This window comes from Paenibacillus sp. FSL L8-0641, assembly GCF_038006265.1.
Classification (GTDB): domain Bacteria; phylum Bacillota; class Bacilli; order Paenibacillales; family Paenibacillaceae; genus Paenibacillus; species Paenibacillus polymyxa_D.
This window is the reverse complement of record NZ_JBBOUW010000001.1, coordinates 1,640,084-1,655,440: the sequence shown is the minus strand read 5'-3', so window position 1 is coordinate 1,655,440 and position 15,357 is coordinate 1,640,084. Positions and strand designations below refer to the sequence as shown.

The following is a 15,357-nucleotide window of genomic DNA, read 5'->3' as shown; positions in this document are numbered from 1 at the left end:
AGACAATTAATAACCTTGGGTCAATTTTTTTTAAAACCTCAACAATGTAAGCGCTACAATCTCAAAAAAAACATACATTCTTCCATCCTACGTCATATTTATTCGTATTTTGGAGAAAACAAAGTCTTTTCCGTACCATTGAGTATGTACAAAAAAAGGCATCCCTACACAGCGTACTGCTTGGGATACCTCTTTACCACTTTCGTGGTTTCCACGCCTTCATTATGAATAATTAAGCGTTGATTTTGCCTTTAGCAACAGTTGCCAAAGAGTTGAATGCATTAATATCATTGACTGCAAGATCAGCCAAGATTTTGCGGTTAATGTCCACACCAGCCAATTTCAGGCCGTGCATCAATTTGCTGTAAGACAAACCGTTCAAACGAGCTGCTGCGTTGATACGCACGATCCACAGTCTGCGGAAGTTACGTTTCGTCTGACGACGGTCACGGTATGCGTAAACAAGCGATTTCATTACCTGCTCGTTAGCTGTTTTAAAAATGCGGTGTTTGGAACCAAAATAACCTTTAGCAAGCTTCAATACTTTTTTATGACGACGACGAACGACGAATCCGCCCTTTACTCTTGCCATATCAAATGACCTCCCAAATAATGTTTATACTTCCTTCATTGCCGTGCTGTGCTATTTCAGGTTAGCAAGACCTTGTTTCAGACGCTTAACGTCCCCAGGTGCCATCTCAGGGTTAGTACCCAGAACGCGTTTTGCACGTTTGGATTTGTGGGAAAGCAAGTGGTTTTTGTAAGCTTTGTAACGCATTACTTTACCAGTACCGGTAATTTTGAAGCGGCCTTTAAGGCTGCTATGTGTTTTCATTTTAGGCATTGAACTTCCTCCTTAATTTGTCATTGACTCTTTGGAGCCAATATCATAATCATGCTGCGTCCTTCGAGCTTGGGTTGGCGCTCCACGGTACAAAGATCAGCAACTTCCAATTTCACACGTTCGAGAATTTTTTGACCCACGTTAGCATGAGTAATTTCACGACCGCGGAAACGAACGGAGCATTTCACCTTGTCCCCTTCATTCAGGAACTTCACCACATTGCGAAACTTGGTTTGGTAGTCATGTTCCTCGATGTTGGAACGGAACCATACCTCTTTGATGTCAACGATCTTCTGGTTTTTACGGGCTTCCTTTTCTTTCTTCTGTTGCTCATAGCGGAATTTTCCGTAATCCATAATCCGACACACGGGCGGCTTCGCTTGAGGCGCCACGTTCACGAGATCCAAGTTTGCGTCAATCGCCATTTGCAAAGCTTCACGCGTCGGTTTAATCCCGATTTGTTCACCGTTCGCACCAACTAGACGTACTTCTCTCACTCGAATCTCATCATTGATCATATGTTCCTTACTAATAACCCTCCACCTCCAGAACCTGTTATTGTTGTATTGTGTTTAAGCACAAAAAAGGGATGACGACTACACAGCCGACATCCCTGTCTGATACTCAATTCATCATGAAAGTTCAATTCACAAATCATTGGATCATGACCAGCCGGCAATACCGGACAGGTGAGAAGTCGGACCTTCTACTTGTTAATCCATACTTTTCAATTAACATACTCAAATATCTTATCACGGTGCAATCGAGGTGTCAACACTTTAATAAAAATTGATGACACCGATCTCTAGTCCTATTCCACCGTCTAATTACCCTTGCTTGCTCTGAACCTCTTCTAGGCGAACGACACGCGTATGCTGGGTATGGCTCCATTGCTTGTTGTTTTGTGTGAAGAACGCATAGACCGTAATTGGATACCACGATATCGCATAGACCGGGAACAGCAATAAGTACAGATATACTTTTTTGAATGTGACCTTTTCCAAAATCATTGCGAGCACAAAAGTAGCAACATTCAAACCAATAGCTATAACACCGGTCCAAGCTGGTAACTGTACATAGATGTTCTCGATATTAGGTCCACCAAAGAAGGCGATATCTATCCACATAGCTACTGTCATCAAGAAGGTGAGCAGTACGATATACACGTTCAGACCATAAAGAGCCATATCGAATTTAATCAGGCTTCTATGCTTGATACTTTGCCACAGCAACGGGAAGAAATAACGACGAGCGACCGTGAAATGACCTTGCATCCAGCGCAGACGCTGTCTGGACGAGGCTTTGAACGTCAACGGCTTTTCATCATATACCTTGGCATCGTAATTAAATCTTGGATATACGTTGCACTGCGTGCAGCGCATGGTGAATTCCAAATCCTCTACGAGACTTGTCGCACCCCAGCCCATTTCCTTAAGCAGATTTGTTTCAAAGCACATGCCTGTACCACCGAGGAAATTAGCCATGTTCAGATTGTGACGTGACAGCTGCCACAAACGGTTGATGTACCAATAAGATACCCCGTATGCCGCTGTAATCCAAGAATCCTCAGGATTCTTAGTATCAATGTACCCCTGGATAACACGGGCACCTGTACACAGATCATTGTTCATTTCACTCAAAAAATTGGTATGCGCCAAATTGTCAGCATCAAACATGACAATGGCATCATATTGGCGTGGCATAGCCCATAATTCCTTGAGCATCCACTCAATAGCGTAGCCTTTACCACGCAGATTCGGATTCGTACGTTCACAAGCATTCATGCCGTGAGCGCGAACGATGTCCGCAGTCTTATCTGTGCAGTTATCACAGATTACGAACACATCGTAAAGTTCCTTCGGATAATCAAGTTGCTTCAAATTTTCCATCAACGCTCCGACAACCTGTTCTTCATTGTGGGCAGCGACTAAAATGGCAAATGACTTTTCTGGAGCCGCGTGCTCTTTCCTTTTCTTCCGAACCAATCCGAACAAGGAGAATGCAAACTGATAGACTGCGATCACCGCCAGTATGACCTGGAGCGTCACAAAAATAGCGTCTAACATGATCTCTTGTTACCCCCTTTTTATACCCCTTAAAATCTTGCGTTTGTTTGTTTTCTATCTGTGTAGCGCAAGTTGCGGCGCTTTTCGCGCCTTTTCTGTAGTTTTTGACCCGACCCTTGCTTTCTTCATTGGCTGTGCGCAGCCCCCTTTTGGCTGACACAGGAACGCCATTACGATTTTCGTTGGTTTTCAATCTTTTGTCAAAGCCCTTAAACCGGTCTCAGCAGCAAAAAAACACAACAAACTCCCGTTTAAACCGGGAATGCAGCGCTGGACTTCTCATTCATGACGTTTAGGTCTTATTTTCATCCATTTGCTAACTTTTTATTTCTTTGGTCCCTCCTTTTTGTGGGCCAATTAGCAACCACTTCTAAACACTCTATCTTATTAGACGGATGAACGCAAAGAAAGTTATACAATACAGCTTATATTCCATTAACATTTTTGTGTAGAATTGAACCAAGTAAGTTATGAATCTTTAGTGATTCTTGAAATGAACAGCGTTTAAAAATATGATGAGAGCAAGAGAATAATTACTTATGGTCTGATTATGTCAAAATGACTCAAAATATTTGCCGACTGACCTGAACCGGCAACCGGAGGAAACCAAATGCAACGTCTAGTCGTAAAACTTGTAAGTCTGGAGCAGCAGTTGTTCAAATGGATCAATGGACGCTTACACAACCGTTTTTTGAACTTCTGGCTTTATTATCTCACACATTTAGGCGGGGCTACCTTTACTATAGCCTCCACACTCCTTATTTGGTGGCTCGCTCCGAACCCGTGGAAAGATTCCGGTATGAAGGGAGCCATCGCTCTTGGGGTCAGTCACATCCCCGTAGCTATCGTTAAAAAGCTGTACCCGCGGATTCGCCCGTATTTAGCGCTACCAGGTACAAATACATTCCGCAACCCCTTGTCGGACCATTCTTTTCCCTCAGGGCACACGACCGCTATTTTTTCAGCTACCGTGCCTTTTATGCTACAGTCACCGATGCTAACACTGCTGCTGTTGCCTGTAGCGACAATTGTAGGTTTTTCTCGGATTTATCTAGGTCTCCACTACCCAACGGATGTACTTGCAGGAGCGGTGATCGGAACGTCTGCAGCAATAGGAACGGTTGCATTCTGGCCTTAAAGCCGATATGGTATGATTGAGAACATCCCAGCAGGAACAGGTGAAATGAGAGTGGCTAAAAAACGAGTGTTATTATTATCGGAAGGTTTCGGTGCCGGACATACTCAAGCTGCCTACGCGCTCTCAAGCAGTTTGCGGAAGCTTTCTCCGAATGTGCAGACAAGAGTGCTGGAGCTGGGGAGTTTTTTGAATCCAAGAATGGCCCCCCTTATTATTACAGCATACAAGAAGACTGTCGTATCGCAGCCTCGCCTAGTCGGATTGGTTTACCGTCATCAGTACAAAAAATCATTAAACCGTCTTACAACGCTCGCTTTGCACCGTCTGTTCTACACGCAGACCCGAAACATTCTCCGGCAGCTTCGTCCCGATTTGGTGGTATGTACTCATCCCATCCCAAGCGCGGTAATTTCACGTTTGAAGCGCTTAGGTTTACATGTTCCGCTTTGTACTGTTATTACAGACTACGATGCACATGGAACATGGATTAGTCCCGAGGTTGACCGGTACTTTGTATCTACGCCTGAAGTCATGCGTAAGCTGCGAGCACGCGGAGTACCCGTCTCGAAAATCCAGGTGACCGGTATTCCCGTTCATCCAAATTTTTGGGAACATCCTGGGCACGATGAAATTAGAGAACAATTTGGACTTAAACCCATCCCGACCGTACTCGTTATGGGTGGCGGCTGGGGCCTTATGAATGACGAAGTTATACATCGTTCGCTTACTCAGTGGAGAGAGAACATTCAATTTATTTTTTGTTTGGGGCATAATGATAAAATTCGTCGTAAAATGCAATTAGATCCCAGGTTTAATCATCCAAATATTCATATCTTCGGATTTACACGGGAAATCGACAAATTAATGGAGGTATCGAATCTGCTCATCACCAAACCCGGCGGAATGACATGCACCGAGGGATTGGCTAAAGGGATTCCGATGCTGTTTCACAAACCTCTCCCTGGACAGGAGGAGGAAAATTGTCAATACTTTACGGCTCAAGGCTACGGAGAACCGATTACTTCGCTGGATGTTGTCGTGAAATGGATGAACCGACTGCTACACGATTTTCCAGAAATCGTCCGTAAACGACAGGAGCACGTCCACAATGTAGCGCGATATTATCCTCTTCAGAGCGCACAGAGTATTTTGGATATACTGGAACCGAACAGGGTGCTTTCCTAAAAGGAAGCACCCTGTCTTATTTTATCCATTTGATCTTTTTTTTATTTCCCGTACTTTTCAAGGCGTGTTTTTCCGTACTCTTCCAAAGCATCTTGGCCGATCAGCACTTCGACTCGATGAATATTCATACCCTTGCCCATGAACTTTTGTTCATATTCCGTCATGACATGCTCCTCGTTGATCCCCTCACGATGAAGGTTTAACGAAATATTCGTCATTTGTAAACCGCTATCGGCAAACGAATTCAAAGAAAACTCAAATAGTGTCTCCGAATCAGTCTTAAAATGAATTTGTCCTTTGCTGTTCAAAAGCTGACGGTACTTGTCCAAAAAACGCGGATGCGTCAAACGACGACGTGCATGCTTGGCTTTAGGCCAAGGATCACTAAAATTTAGATAAATGCGTTCAATTTCTCCTGGTTCAAAAACATTCTCGATCTGTTCAATGTTTGCCAGTGCCAATTTAATATTAGGCGGCGTATCAACCTCTGAATTACTCCAGGCCAGACGGGACTTTTCTGTTGCACGGCGAACCAGCTCATCATACATATCAAAGCCAATATAGTTAACCTCTGGATTCCGGAAGCTCATTTGGCTTATAAATTGCCCTTTACCCATACCGAACTCTACATGAATGGGACGATCATTACCAAAAAGCTGTTGCCATTTCCCCTTATACTGTGCCGGCTCCAAGATGACTAGATCCTGCTGTTCTTCCAGACTTTCCCGTATTCCTTTTCTTCCGCGTAAACGCATGTTACTCCTCCATATACTCTGTTATCAAGGAAAAAGGAATTTCACCCCCGCTTGAAGATACGGAAATGAAATTCCTTTTTCAATATATTTGGATTGGGGTCCAACTAATTTAATTGTTCATAGTCTACCCCATCAGCAGGTGAAAAATCAATTGTCTTTTGGCAAGCCGCTCTGATTTTTTGACGTGCGGTCGTTCCAATCTGACGATCCTGCCCAAAACGGACACCAGTCAATGCCAACGCCTCATCAAAGGTTAACTCAACAGTAACTTTATCCATACGCGTCTTATCCTGCGCATTCATAAAAGATCACCTCACGGGTTATTTGTGATGGAACCGACGTGCACTTACCCTAAAACAGGCGTTAGAAACAGCATAGCTGCCTCCCTGAAGAATAATCATTAGCAACGGGATAACTTTTATCTTCAGGATCGAAAACAGTCCTTTTATTGTATGTCTGGTACCGCTTACAATATAACATATTGTGTAACCTTTTTCAATCCGAAACGCCATGAAATCCGCACATTTTATTGACTTGTTCGGTCAAATGATTCCCAATGAAGACTAATTTTTGTTACAATAGGGTGATCGTAAAAAAAGGAGTACACCCATGAAAACAGATTTATTGCCTGCTCCTCTCCTGTGGGGAGATAAACGGTTCCACACTTGGAATTACGAAATGCGTGAGCAATTTCAAAATAAAGTGTTCAAAGTCATGCTAGATGCGGGTTTTACCTGTCCGAATCGCGATGGCTCCATCGCTAAAGGGGGCTGCACCTTTTGTAGCGCACGCGGATCGGGTGATTTTGCCGGGCGTCGTCGTGATGATCTGGTCACCCAGTTTAATACGATTCGGGATCGACAGCATCTAAAATGGCCAAACGCCAAATATATTGGCTATTTCCAAGCCTACACGAATACGTATGCCCCGGTTGAGGAACTGCGAGAATACTTTGAGGTAATTCTGGAGCAGCCCGGCGTTGTCGGTCTGTCCATCGCTACACGTCCTGATTGCCTGCCTGACGATGTAGTGGATTACCTTGCCGAGCTAAACGAACGCACGTACCTGTGGGTCGAAATGGGTCTGCAAACCGTCCATGAATCGACCTCAGAACTGATTAACCGCGCTCATGATACTCAATGCTATCTGGAGGCGGTGGAAAAGCTGCGCAAGCGGAATATCCGCGTGTGCGCCCACATTATTTATGGTCTGCCCCAAGAGACGCATGAAATGATGCTTGATACGGGACGTGCAGTAGCGGCTATGGATGTGCAGGGCATCAAAATCCACCTGCTGCATCTCATGCGCAAAACGCCTATGGTCAAGCAGTATGAAGCGGGATTGCTACGCTTTCTGGAAAAGGACGAATACGTGAAGCTGATTGTTGATACGCTGGAGTTTTTACCTCCCGAAATGATTGTTCATCGGTTAACCGGAGATGCCCCACGCGATTTGCTAGTGGGACCCATGTGGTCGCTCAAAAAATGGGAAGTGCTCAATGCCATTGATCATGAACTGAAGTCACGCGAAACGTGGCAGGGAAAATACTGGAGGCAACCTTAAATGGGATTCCTATCCGTCCTGAGCTACGCTCATCAATTGGTGGCTACGCGGGTGCAGCCAGGCGATACTGCTATAGACGCTACCGTCGGTACAGGAGCAGATACGTTATTTCTGGCAAAAGCTGCTGGCAAACGGGGCCGTGTCTATGGCTTTGACATCCAGCAAGAAGCACTGCATTGCGCCCGTCGTCGACTGGAAGAAAACGCTTCACCTTCATTAGCAGAAGTATCGCTACTACTACAAGGTCATGAGCAAATGCGGGAGGCCGTTCCGGACATGCTGCATGGCAAAGTCGCTGCGGTCATGTTTAACCTCGGCTACTTGCCATCCGAAGGCGCCGATCCTACGGTCATCACGCATACGCACAGTACGCTCGTCGCACTGGATGCTGCCTTACAATTGCTGCGACCACGCGGCATTCTGACTGCCGTACTCTATCCAGGGCATGCTGGAGGAAGTGAAGAAGCAGATGCCGTTCTTCAATGGGCTTCTGCTCTCCCGGTCTCCAGCGGTCAAAGCATTATTTATCGTCAATTACAACGAGCCGCTTCACCTTACGTAGTGGCAGTTGAGAAGAAATAATGTCGGATTTTAAACTCAGGTTATGAGCGGCTTTTTTAGCCGCCTTACATATATCATTTTTTTAGCTCGTTTGGGCGCTATTCATCCCAGTTTATTGCCCATCAGCACGTTATTGATTTCCCTATTCTGTTAGATCACACTCATTTACTCATTATGGAGGAGAGAAATTATGCTAAAGCCATACCCGCTGCAATTTCAACCTGAGTTCAAAGAGAGAGTTTGGGGAGGACGGGCCTTAGAGCAATTTGGTCTAACCCCACCAGAAGGACATATCGGGGAAGGATGGATGATTGCCGATCATCCAAACGGAACAACAACGGTCATCAATGGTGAGCTGGCAGGCAAAGGACTGGATGAAATTCGCGAGACCTACGGGCAAGATTGGCTCGGGGCCAAGGGTGTATCGGAAAAAGGCGGACGATTCCCACTTTTGATCAAACTACTGGATTGTAATGATGACTTATCCGTTCAGGTGCATCCGACAGATGATTACAAAGGACTTCCAGCCGGAGAATTAGGAAAAACTGAAATGTGGTACGTGCTTGATGCCAAGCCGGATGCCAAGATTATTTATGGTCTGACCGAAGGTGTAACCCGCGAGAGTCTGCGTACAGCTCTTGAAAGTGGGGACATCCTCGGCAGTTTGCGCCAGGTTCCAGTCGAAGCAGGCGATACATTCTTCATCCCCGCTGGAACCGTACATGCACTGTGTGCAGGCGTTGTCGTTGCTGAAATCCAGCAAAATTCGGATACTACCTATCGCTTATATGACTATAATCGCCCCGGACTGGATGGCAAGCCTCGTGAGTTGCATATCGAGGATTCCCTCAATGTAACCTCCTACGAAGGTGCAGGCGCAACGACGATGAAAACGGACGGCTTACAGCCTGGAAAGTGGCTCCAGCTGGCAGCCTGTGAGTATTTTGTTGTGGAAAAGGGTATCGTAGATGGAAGTTGGGCACTTTCTACAACGGAAGACAGCTTCACCATTCTCGTGATTTGTGAAGGCAGTGGGACCATAACATGGAACAATAATACCGAGTCTCTTTCCTGTAAAGCTGGAGATTGCTTCCTGTTGCCCGCTAACCTGAGCGGTTACACGCTGAATGACGGAATGACCGTACTTAGATCTTATCTTCCTTAAAGCTTAAAGGATGTGATGTCTAATTATGCGGGAATACACCTTCACCATCGCTGAAAATGACGGAACAGAGCTTTTTGCCTACCGCTGGCTGCCTGATCAGAATTTGCCCATTAAGGGGATTGTTCAAATTTCGCATGGTATGTGCGAGACGTCCTATCGGTACATCCGACTGGCCGAAAAGCTTACTGCTTGCGGTTATGGTGTGTATGCCAACGATCATATCGGTCACGGGCGCACGGCTGGTGATCCTGATAAGCTGGGTATGCCAGGAGCTGATGCGTTTAATCGAATGGCAAATGGCATGCTGGAGCTAGGCGAAATTGTGGCTAAGGAATTCCCTGAACAGTCTCGTTTTTTGCTGGGTCACAGCATGGGGTCCTTTTTAACCCAGAAAATTATGTATGACGATCGGCAGACGTATCATGGGTTTATTTTATCGGGAACCAACGGAAGACGTGGTCTTCTAAAACTCGGAGAGCAAGTTGCTCTACTGCAAGCCAAACTGCAAGGAATGGATCATCGCAGTATGTTGCTCAACGCTATGGTCTTTGGAGGCTTTAATCGTGCCTTTCGTCCGGTGCGCACAGCGTTCGACTGGCTGTCCCGTGATCCTGAGGAAGTAGATCAGTTCGTGCACGACCCATTATGTGGAGCTATTTGCACGACAGGCTTTTTTCTGGATTTTTTCAGGCTATTGCAAGAAATCCATTGGCCTTCCTCGCTGAAACATATCAATCCCAAACTGCCAGTTTATATTTTTGCCGGGGATCGTGATCCAGTGGGTTTGTTCGGTAAAGGCGTGTTATCACTAGTGGAAATGTATCGAAGCCTAGAGCTTCAGGACATAGAGTATCGCCTCTATCCTGATGGTCGCCATGAGATGCTTCATGAAACAAACCGCGACGAGGTGATGAGTGACATCGTAGACTGGCTCGACCGTCATGTTAATACAGAGGTGACCTCTGTTTCCACATTGTCTGGAGCCTCCGATGAACCTGAACAATCAACCTCGTCCAAGTCATCAGCCTTGTGAGGAAATAAGAAAAGAAACCTTTAAAACCACGATTAAAGTGGGATTGAAGGTTTCTTTTCTTATTCCTTTTTATTTTCCATTTGGGTTAGTTTTAAAAATCACCATGCATTTCGTTCTCTCAGGGAAGTAATATGAGCTGTGTGATGTTTGCCATGCCAGGCATAGATACCGATGTTTCGTTCCAGGCGGATCGTCTGGCCCGATTCAGGATGAATAAACGATCGGTGTAGCTGATCCTCTCCCAACGATCGCAACACGCTCACCCACCGTTCATGCAGTCCTTCTAGCAATTGCAACGAGGGCTCCAGTGGAAGTTCCCTGGCGTCTGGTATTTCGGCCCAACGTCCCTCATCATATGGCTTGATCGTCGGTGTATCCTCCGTCAGCGCCAGTTTAAAACGGATATAGCTGTTCATATGGCTGTCTGCCACATGATGAACTACCTGCCTTATCGTCCAGCCCCCTTCACGATAAGGCGTATTTAGCTGCTGCTCATTCAGTCCTTCGACCGCCAGACGCAGCTGTGCAGGCAATTCAGCAATGTCGTGAATCCATGCGATAAGCTGTTCTTCTGTAATGGTGTCTGGAACAACGAATGATCCTATCGGATAGCGCAAGTCTTTGTCCAAAACAGTTCCCGCCCTTCTCTACATCTACTGACAGTAATGTCTGTAGCCTTATGTGATAACTATGCAGGAAAAAAAGCAGACTCGCAAGAGTCTGCTTTTGTCATACACGTAAAGAGGAGATACACTTACCCCATTTATTTTATCCTTCCAGTAACAATGATTCCGGATCTTCCAGCAATTCTTTGACCGTTACTAGGAAACGAACTGCCTCACTGCCATCAATAATCCGGTGATCGTAGGACAACGCGATATACATCATCGGACGATTTTCCATTCGTTCCTCGTCGATGGCAATCGGGCGAAGTTGGATTTTATGCATTCCCAAAATCCCCACTTGCGGCGTATTGAGAATTGGCGTAGACAGCAGGGAACCGAAAATACCTCCATTGGTTATGGTAAAAGTTCCTCCTTGCAAGTCGGCCAGAGAAAGCGAATTGGAGCGTGCTTTGCCAGCCAAATCTGCAATGCTCTTCTCGATCTCAGCAAAGCCAAGACGATCGGCATCCCGTACAACTGGCACAACCAAACCCTCCTTGGCAGATACAGCAATCCCAATATCATAGTATTTTTTCAGTACGATATCATCGCCATTAATTTCAGCATTCACGGTAGGGAAGCGCTTGAGAGCACCAACCACTGCCTTTGTAAAGAAGGACATAAAACCCAAGCCTACATCATGTTTTTCCTTAAACTTATCTTTACGGCGTTTACGCACATCGAGAATGGCGGTCATATCCACTTCATTAAAAGTAGTCAGCATGGCAGCTGTCTGCTGTGCTTCAACAAGACGCTTAGCGATCGTCGCTCTGCGTCGAGACATGCGCTGGCGTTCCACAGGCTTGCTGTACTCCGTTTGAGCTGGAGACGGAGGCGCAGGCTTGCTAGTAGCGGGAGACGCAGATATAGATGCTGCACGTGATACTTCAGCGCTGTTATGCGTTTTTACGTCCTCTTGGAACACACGTCCGAGCGGGTCCTTTCCCTGTACTTGGTCAAGATCAATCCCGCGCTCACGCGCCAATTTCCGGGCAGATGGTGATGCCGTCTGCCCATTTCCGTCGCTATTCAATGAAATAGGCGGTGCAGACTTTTCTTCTGCTTTAACGCCGCCTCCTACGGAAGACGGTGAAGTCGCTACGGACGGTGCTTCAGGCGCTTGAGTCGCTGCAACTTCTCCAGCACCAGTTGAATCCGCACTACCACTGCCGCTTCCGATCAGACCAACAGCTTCACCGATGACCACAGTATCTCCCTCCTGACGAAGGATTTTCTGCATCACACCTGCTTCTTCCGCACTAATTTCCAGATTGACCTTATCGGTTTCCAACTCCAGCAGAACATCTCCCTGTCCTACGGAATCCCCTTCCTTCACAAGCCATTTGGAGATTGTTCCCTCCGTGATGGATTCTCCCATTGCCGGCACTATAATATCGCTCACAGCCGCTACCTCCCCAGTGTAATATTGTTTTTGGAATCCTGCTTCAACGCCGATTGAATAATTCGCTGTTGTTCTAGGCTGTGTACTTGCTGATAACCGCTGGCCGGGCTTGAACGATCTGGTCTGCCTGCGTAACGAATTTCCGCTCCCTGTGGCACAACATTCCGCAGACGAGGTTCAATGTAACTCCAAGCCCCCATATTTTTAGGTTCTTCCTGAGCCCATACGAACTCCTTAACATGCGGGAAGCGTCCGAAAATATTCCGAATTTCCTCTTCCGGGAAAGGGTATAACTGCTCCACACGAATAATATGCAGACGCTCTTCTGCCTCATTCTTATCCTTTTCCAATGCTTCTTCGAGATCAATGGCAATCTTGCCACTGCACAGTACAATGCGTTCTACACGATCCGGACGTGCACCCAGACCAGGCTGTTCCAACACAGGACGGAATGCTCCTTCGCTGAATTCAGAAGCAGGCGAAGCGACACGATTATTACGAATCAGGCTCTTCGGCGACATCATCACCAGCGGGCGGGCTTCCTCACTTTCACTTAATGCAGCCTGACGGCGCAGCAGATGGAAATACTGGGAGGCACTGCTCAAATTAGCGACAGTCCAGTTATTTTGTGCGGACAACTGGAGAAAACGCTCCAGACGTGCGCTCGTATGCTCTGGTCCTTGTCCTTCACTACCATGCGGTAACAGCATCACCAGACTCGATTTCTGTCTCCATTTGGCACGGCCTGCGGAAATAAATTGGTCAAAAATAACCTGTGCACAGTTGGCAAAATCGCCGAATTGTGCTTCCCAAATCACTAACGTTTCAGGAGAATACACGTTATAGCCATATTCAAAGCCAAGGACAGATGCCTCAGACAATGGACTGTTATGAATACTGAACGAAGCACGTGCTTCCGGCAATGTATGCAACGGGCAATGTGTACGGCCTGTTTCAGGCTCATGCAGCACAAGGTTACGGTGAGCAAATGTAGCTCGCTCCGCATCTTGGCCTGTCATACGAATAGGCTTGCCGTCTGCGAGAATGGTAGCCAAAGCCAGCGTCTCCGCCAAACTCCAATCTACCTTTTCACCCTCGTTCAGAGCGGTTTTTCTACGCTGTAAAATTCGATCCAGCTTCGGATATACGTGAAAAGACTGTGGCCATTTGAGTAAGTTTTCATTGATTTGGCGCAGTTTTTTCAATTCCACTGCAGTACGTACCACAGAACTCTGATTCTTTTTCGCCTTCACATGAGTAATCTCCGGCTCTTGTTCCGGTTGATTCTTCACCTGCTCATGCGCTTCCTTCAGTCTCTTTTGCACCTTTTCAATGAGGCCGGCACTAAACGCTTCGTCCACAATCCCCTGCTTCATCAGCTTTTGAGTATACAATTTGCTCACCGTCGGATGATTCTTCACCTTACGATATACCAGCGGTTGTGTTGTTTCCGGGTCATCGGATTCATTGTGACCATAACGACGGTAACCAATCAGATCAATCAGAAAATCCTTCTTGAAACGATTGCGATATTCGCCAGCCATACGAGCAGCTGCAATACAAGCTTCGGGATTATCCGCGTTCACATGCACAATTGGAATTTCATAGCCTTTAGCGAGATCACTGGCATAACGGGTCGAACGGGAATCAACACTCTCTGTCGTAAAGCCCAGACGATTATTCACAATAATATGAACTGAACCGCCATTTCGGAAGCCGCGCAAATTCGTGAAATTAAGTGATTCTGCCACGATACCTTCACCTGGGAAAGCAGCATCACCGTGCATAATAATGGTAGCTGCCTTGCTCACATCCAGCTTCGGATAACCAGCCTCACTGCGGTCTTCCTGTGCAGCTCGTGAAAATCCTTGTACCACCGGATTCACATATTCCAGGTGACTTGGGTTATTCGCCAATGTCAGACGGGCCTGCACCGCTCCCCCATCTTTTACAAAACGATCAGCACCCAGATGATATTTCACATCGCCAGTCCAGCCATAGTTAATTCCTGTGGAACCTTCCGACGGGATCAAATCCTTATTCGGCGAATGATGAAATTCAGAGAAAATTTTACTGTAAGGCTTGCCCAGCACATGTGCCAGTACATTCAAACGGCCGCGATGCGCCATACCCATCAGGACATGACTTGCTCCTGCATTTGTGGTTAGACGAATGATCTCATCGAGAACAGGGACAAGCACATCATTACCCTCGATGGAAAAACGTTTCTGTCCGACGAATGTTTTATGCAAAAACTCTTCAAACTGTTCTACTTCTACCAATCTGCCCAGCAACGACTTGCGTTCCTGTGTGGTGAGGGGCTTGGAGGACCAACCAGATTCTGCATAGCTGTTCAGCCAGCTGCGTTCCTCCTCGTTATGAATATGGCTAAATTCATAGGCAATCGGACCTGTGTATGCTACACGTAACCGTTGAATGGCTTCCCATCCGTTAAGTGTTCCCGCAGGAGCGTTATCCCATATTAAAGAGGCTGGAAAAGCCTTCAAGTCTTGTTCAGTTAAACCGTAAGATGCTGGATTAAGCAAGCGTGTATCCTGCTCTGCATCCAGTTCCAACGGATCGATTTGGGCGGCTAAATGTCCGTATTCACGGATATTCCATACCATTTTACCCGCTGTAACCGCTTTCTGTAATGTATTCGAATCAAGATGCCCCAAAGCACTTGTGGGGGGGCCTTGCAATTTGTTGTCTATCATGGAAGCAGCCGAGTATTCGGATTGTGGCGGCTCACCCCATTGATCAAATAGCTCGCGGTAAGCCGGGTCAACCGTTCCGGGGTCCGCTACATACTTTTCATACTGGTCCTGCACATAACCTAGATTAGGTCCGTAATACGCCTGCCAAGGTACCTGTCTGCTGCTCTCTTCCATTGTCATCTCGTTCCCTCCGTCAAATTTTGAAATTCATAGCTGGACGGAAATCATTTTCATTTTTTTATTAATCTTCAATTTAAGTTGTT

Annotated in this window: 15 protein-coding genes; 6 read left to right on the top strand and 9 right to left on the bottom strand. The window is 46.4% G+C overall.

The annotated features are described in order from the left end of the window. Window positions 1-232 precede the first annotated feature (232 nt). The 4 genes from rplT to MKY16_RS07430 form a co-directional block, all read right to left on the bottom strand. On the bottom strand, window positions 233-592 hold the full coding sequence (gene rplT / locus MKY16_RS07445) for a 50S ribosomal protein L20 (RefSeq protein ID WP_007429517.1): 360 nt from the start codon (window positions 590-592) through the stop codon (window positions 233-235). Window positions 593-643: 51 nt separating this feature from the next. Next, the gene (gene rpmI / locus MKY16_RS07440) at window positions 644-844 is read right to left on the bottom strand and encodes a 50S ribosomal protein L35 (RefSeq protein ID WP_013309379.1); all 201 of its coding nucleotides are present in this window, start codon (window positions 842-844) and stop codon (window positions 644-646) included. Window positions 845-864: 20 nt separating this feature from the next. Then, window positions 865-1,362 carry a translation initiation factor IF-3 gene (gene infC, locus MKY16_RS07435; RefSeq protein ID WP_010349250.1) on the bottom strand — a complete coding sequence of 166 codons (498 nt, stop codon included), beginning with the start codon at window positions 1,360-1,362 and terminating at the stop codon, window positions 865-867. Window positions 1,363-1,671: 309 nt separating this feature from the next. Continuing rightward, window positions 1,672-2,910, bottom strand: coding sequence for a glycosyltransferase family 2 protein (locus tag MKY16_RS07430; protein ID WP_029516470.1), 1,239 nt, complete (start codon window positions 2,908-2,910; stop codon window positions 1,672-1,674). Between the two features lie 610 nt (window positions 2,911-3,520). Here MKY16_RS07430 and MKY16_RS07425 point away from each other — a divergent pair. After that, on the top strand, window positions 3,521-4,048 hold the full coding sequence (locus MKY16_RS07425; RefSeq protein ID WP_029516469.1) for a phosphatase PAP2 family protein: 528 nt from the start codon (window positions 3,521-3,523) through the stop codon (window positions 4,046-4,048). Window positions 4,049-4,099: 51 nt separating this feature from the next. After that, on the top strand, window positions 4,100-5,233 hold the full coding sequence (locus MKY16_RS07420) for an MGDG synthase family glycosyltransferase (RefSeq protein ID WP_029516468.1): 1,134 nt from the start codon (window positions 4,100-4,102) through the stop codon (window positions 5,231-5,233). A 41-nt stretch (window positions 5,234-5,274) separates the two neighbouring features. Here MKY16_RS07420 and trmB read toward each other — a convergent pair whose 3' ends face one another. Then, window positions 5,275-5,988: a tRNA (guanosine(46)-N7)-methyltransferase TrmB gene (gene trmB / locus MKY16_RS07415; protein ID WP_029516467.1), complete on the bottom strand. Its 714-nt coding sequence runs from the start codon at window positions 5,986-5,988 to the stop codon at window positions 5,275-5,277. A gap of 104 nt (window positions 5,989-6,092) precedes the next feature. Then, on the bottom strand, window positions 6,093-6,290 hold the full coding sequence (locus tag MKY16_RS07410; protein WP_013309373.1) for a hypothetical protein: 198 nt from the start codon (window positions 6,288-6,290) through the stop codon (window positions 6,093-6,095). 307 nt (window positions 6,291-6,597) lie between these two features. Between MKY16_RS07410 and MKY16_RS07405 the strand changes: the two genes are divergently transcribed. The 4 genes from MKY16_RS07405 to MKY16_RS07390 all read left to right on the top strand — a co-directional run bounded on the left by MKY16_RS07405 (window position 6,598) and on the right by MKY16_RS07390 (window position 10,310). Next, window positions 6,598-7,551 carry a TIGR01212 family radical SAM protein gene (locus MKY16_RS07405; RefSeq protein WP_029516466.1) on the top strand — a complete coding sequence of 318 codons (954 nt, stop codon included), beginning with the start codon at window positions 6,598-6,600 and terminating at the stop codon, window positions 7,549-7,551. After that, window positions 7,552-8,133 (top strand): class I SAM-dependent methyltransferase, encoded by a 582-nt coding sequence (locus tag MKY16_RS07400; RefSeq protein WP_029516465.1) that lies wholly within the window; start codon window positions 7,552-7,554, stop codon window positions 8,131-8,133. Window positions 8,134-8,302: 169 nt separating this feature from the next. Further along, window positions 8,303-9,277: a type I phosphomannose isomerase catalytic subunit gene (locus MKY16_RS07395; protein ID WP_069012853.1), complete on the top strand. Its 975-nt coding sequence runs from the start codon at window positions 8,303-8,305 to the stop codon at window positions 9,275-9,277. A 25-nt stretch (window positions 9,278-9,302) separates the two neighbouring features. After that, window positions 9,303-10,310, top strand: a complete 1,008-nt coding sequence (locus tag MKY16_RS07390) for an alpha/beta fold hydrolase (protein ID WP_029516463.1) — start codon at window positions 9,303-9,305, stop codon at window positions 10,308-10,310. Between the two features lie 98 nt (window positions 10,311-10,408). Here MKY16_RS07390 and MKY16_RS07385 read toward each other — a convergent pair whose 3' ends face one another. From MKY16_RS07385 to MKY16_RS07375, 3 genes are all read right to left on the bottom strand, one after another. Next, window positions 10,409-10,939: a YfiT family bacillithiol transferase gene (locus MKY16_RS07385; protein WP_340954877.1), complete on the bottom strand. Its 531-nt coding sequence runs from the start codon at window positions 10,937-10,939 to the stop codon at window positions 10,409-10,411. A gap of 139 nt (window positions 10,940-11,078) precedes the next feature. Next, window positions 11,079-12,377: a 2-oxoglutarate dehydrogenase complex dihydrolipoyllysine-residue succinyltransferase gene (odhB, locus tag MKY16_RS07380; RefSeq protein WP_340954876.1), complete on the bottom strand. Its 1,299-nt coding sequence runs from the start codon at window positions 12,375-12,377 to the stop codon at window positions 11,079-11,081. Between the two features lie 5 nt (window positions 12,378-12,382). After that, window positions 12,383-15,274 carry a 2-oxoglutarate dehydrogenase E1 component gene (locus MKY16_RS07375; RefSeq protein ID WP_340954875.1) on the bottom strand — a complete coding sequence of 964 codons (2,892 nt, stop codon included), beginning with the start codon at window positions 15,272-15,274 and terminating at the stop codon, window positions 12,383-12,385. Window positions 15,275-15,357: the final 83 nt, after the last annotated feature.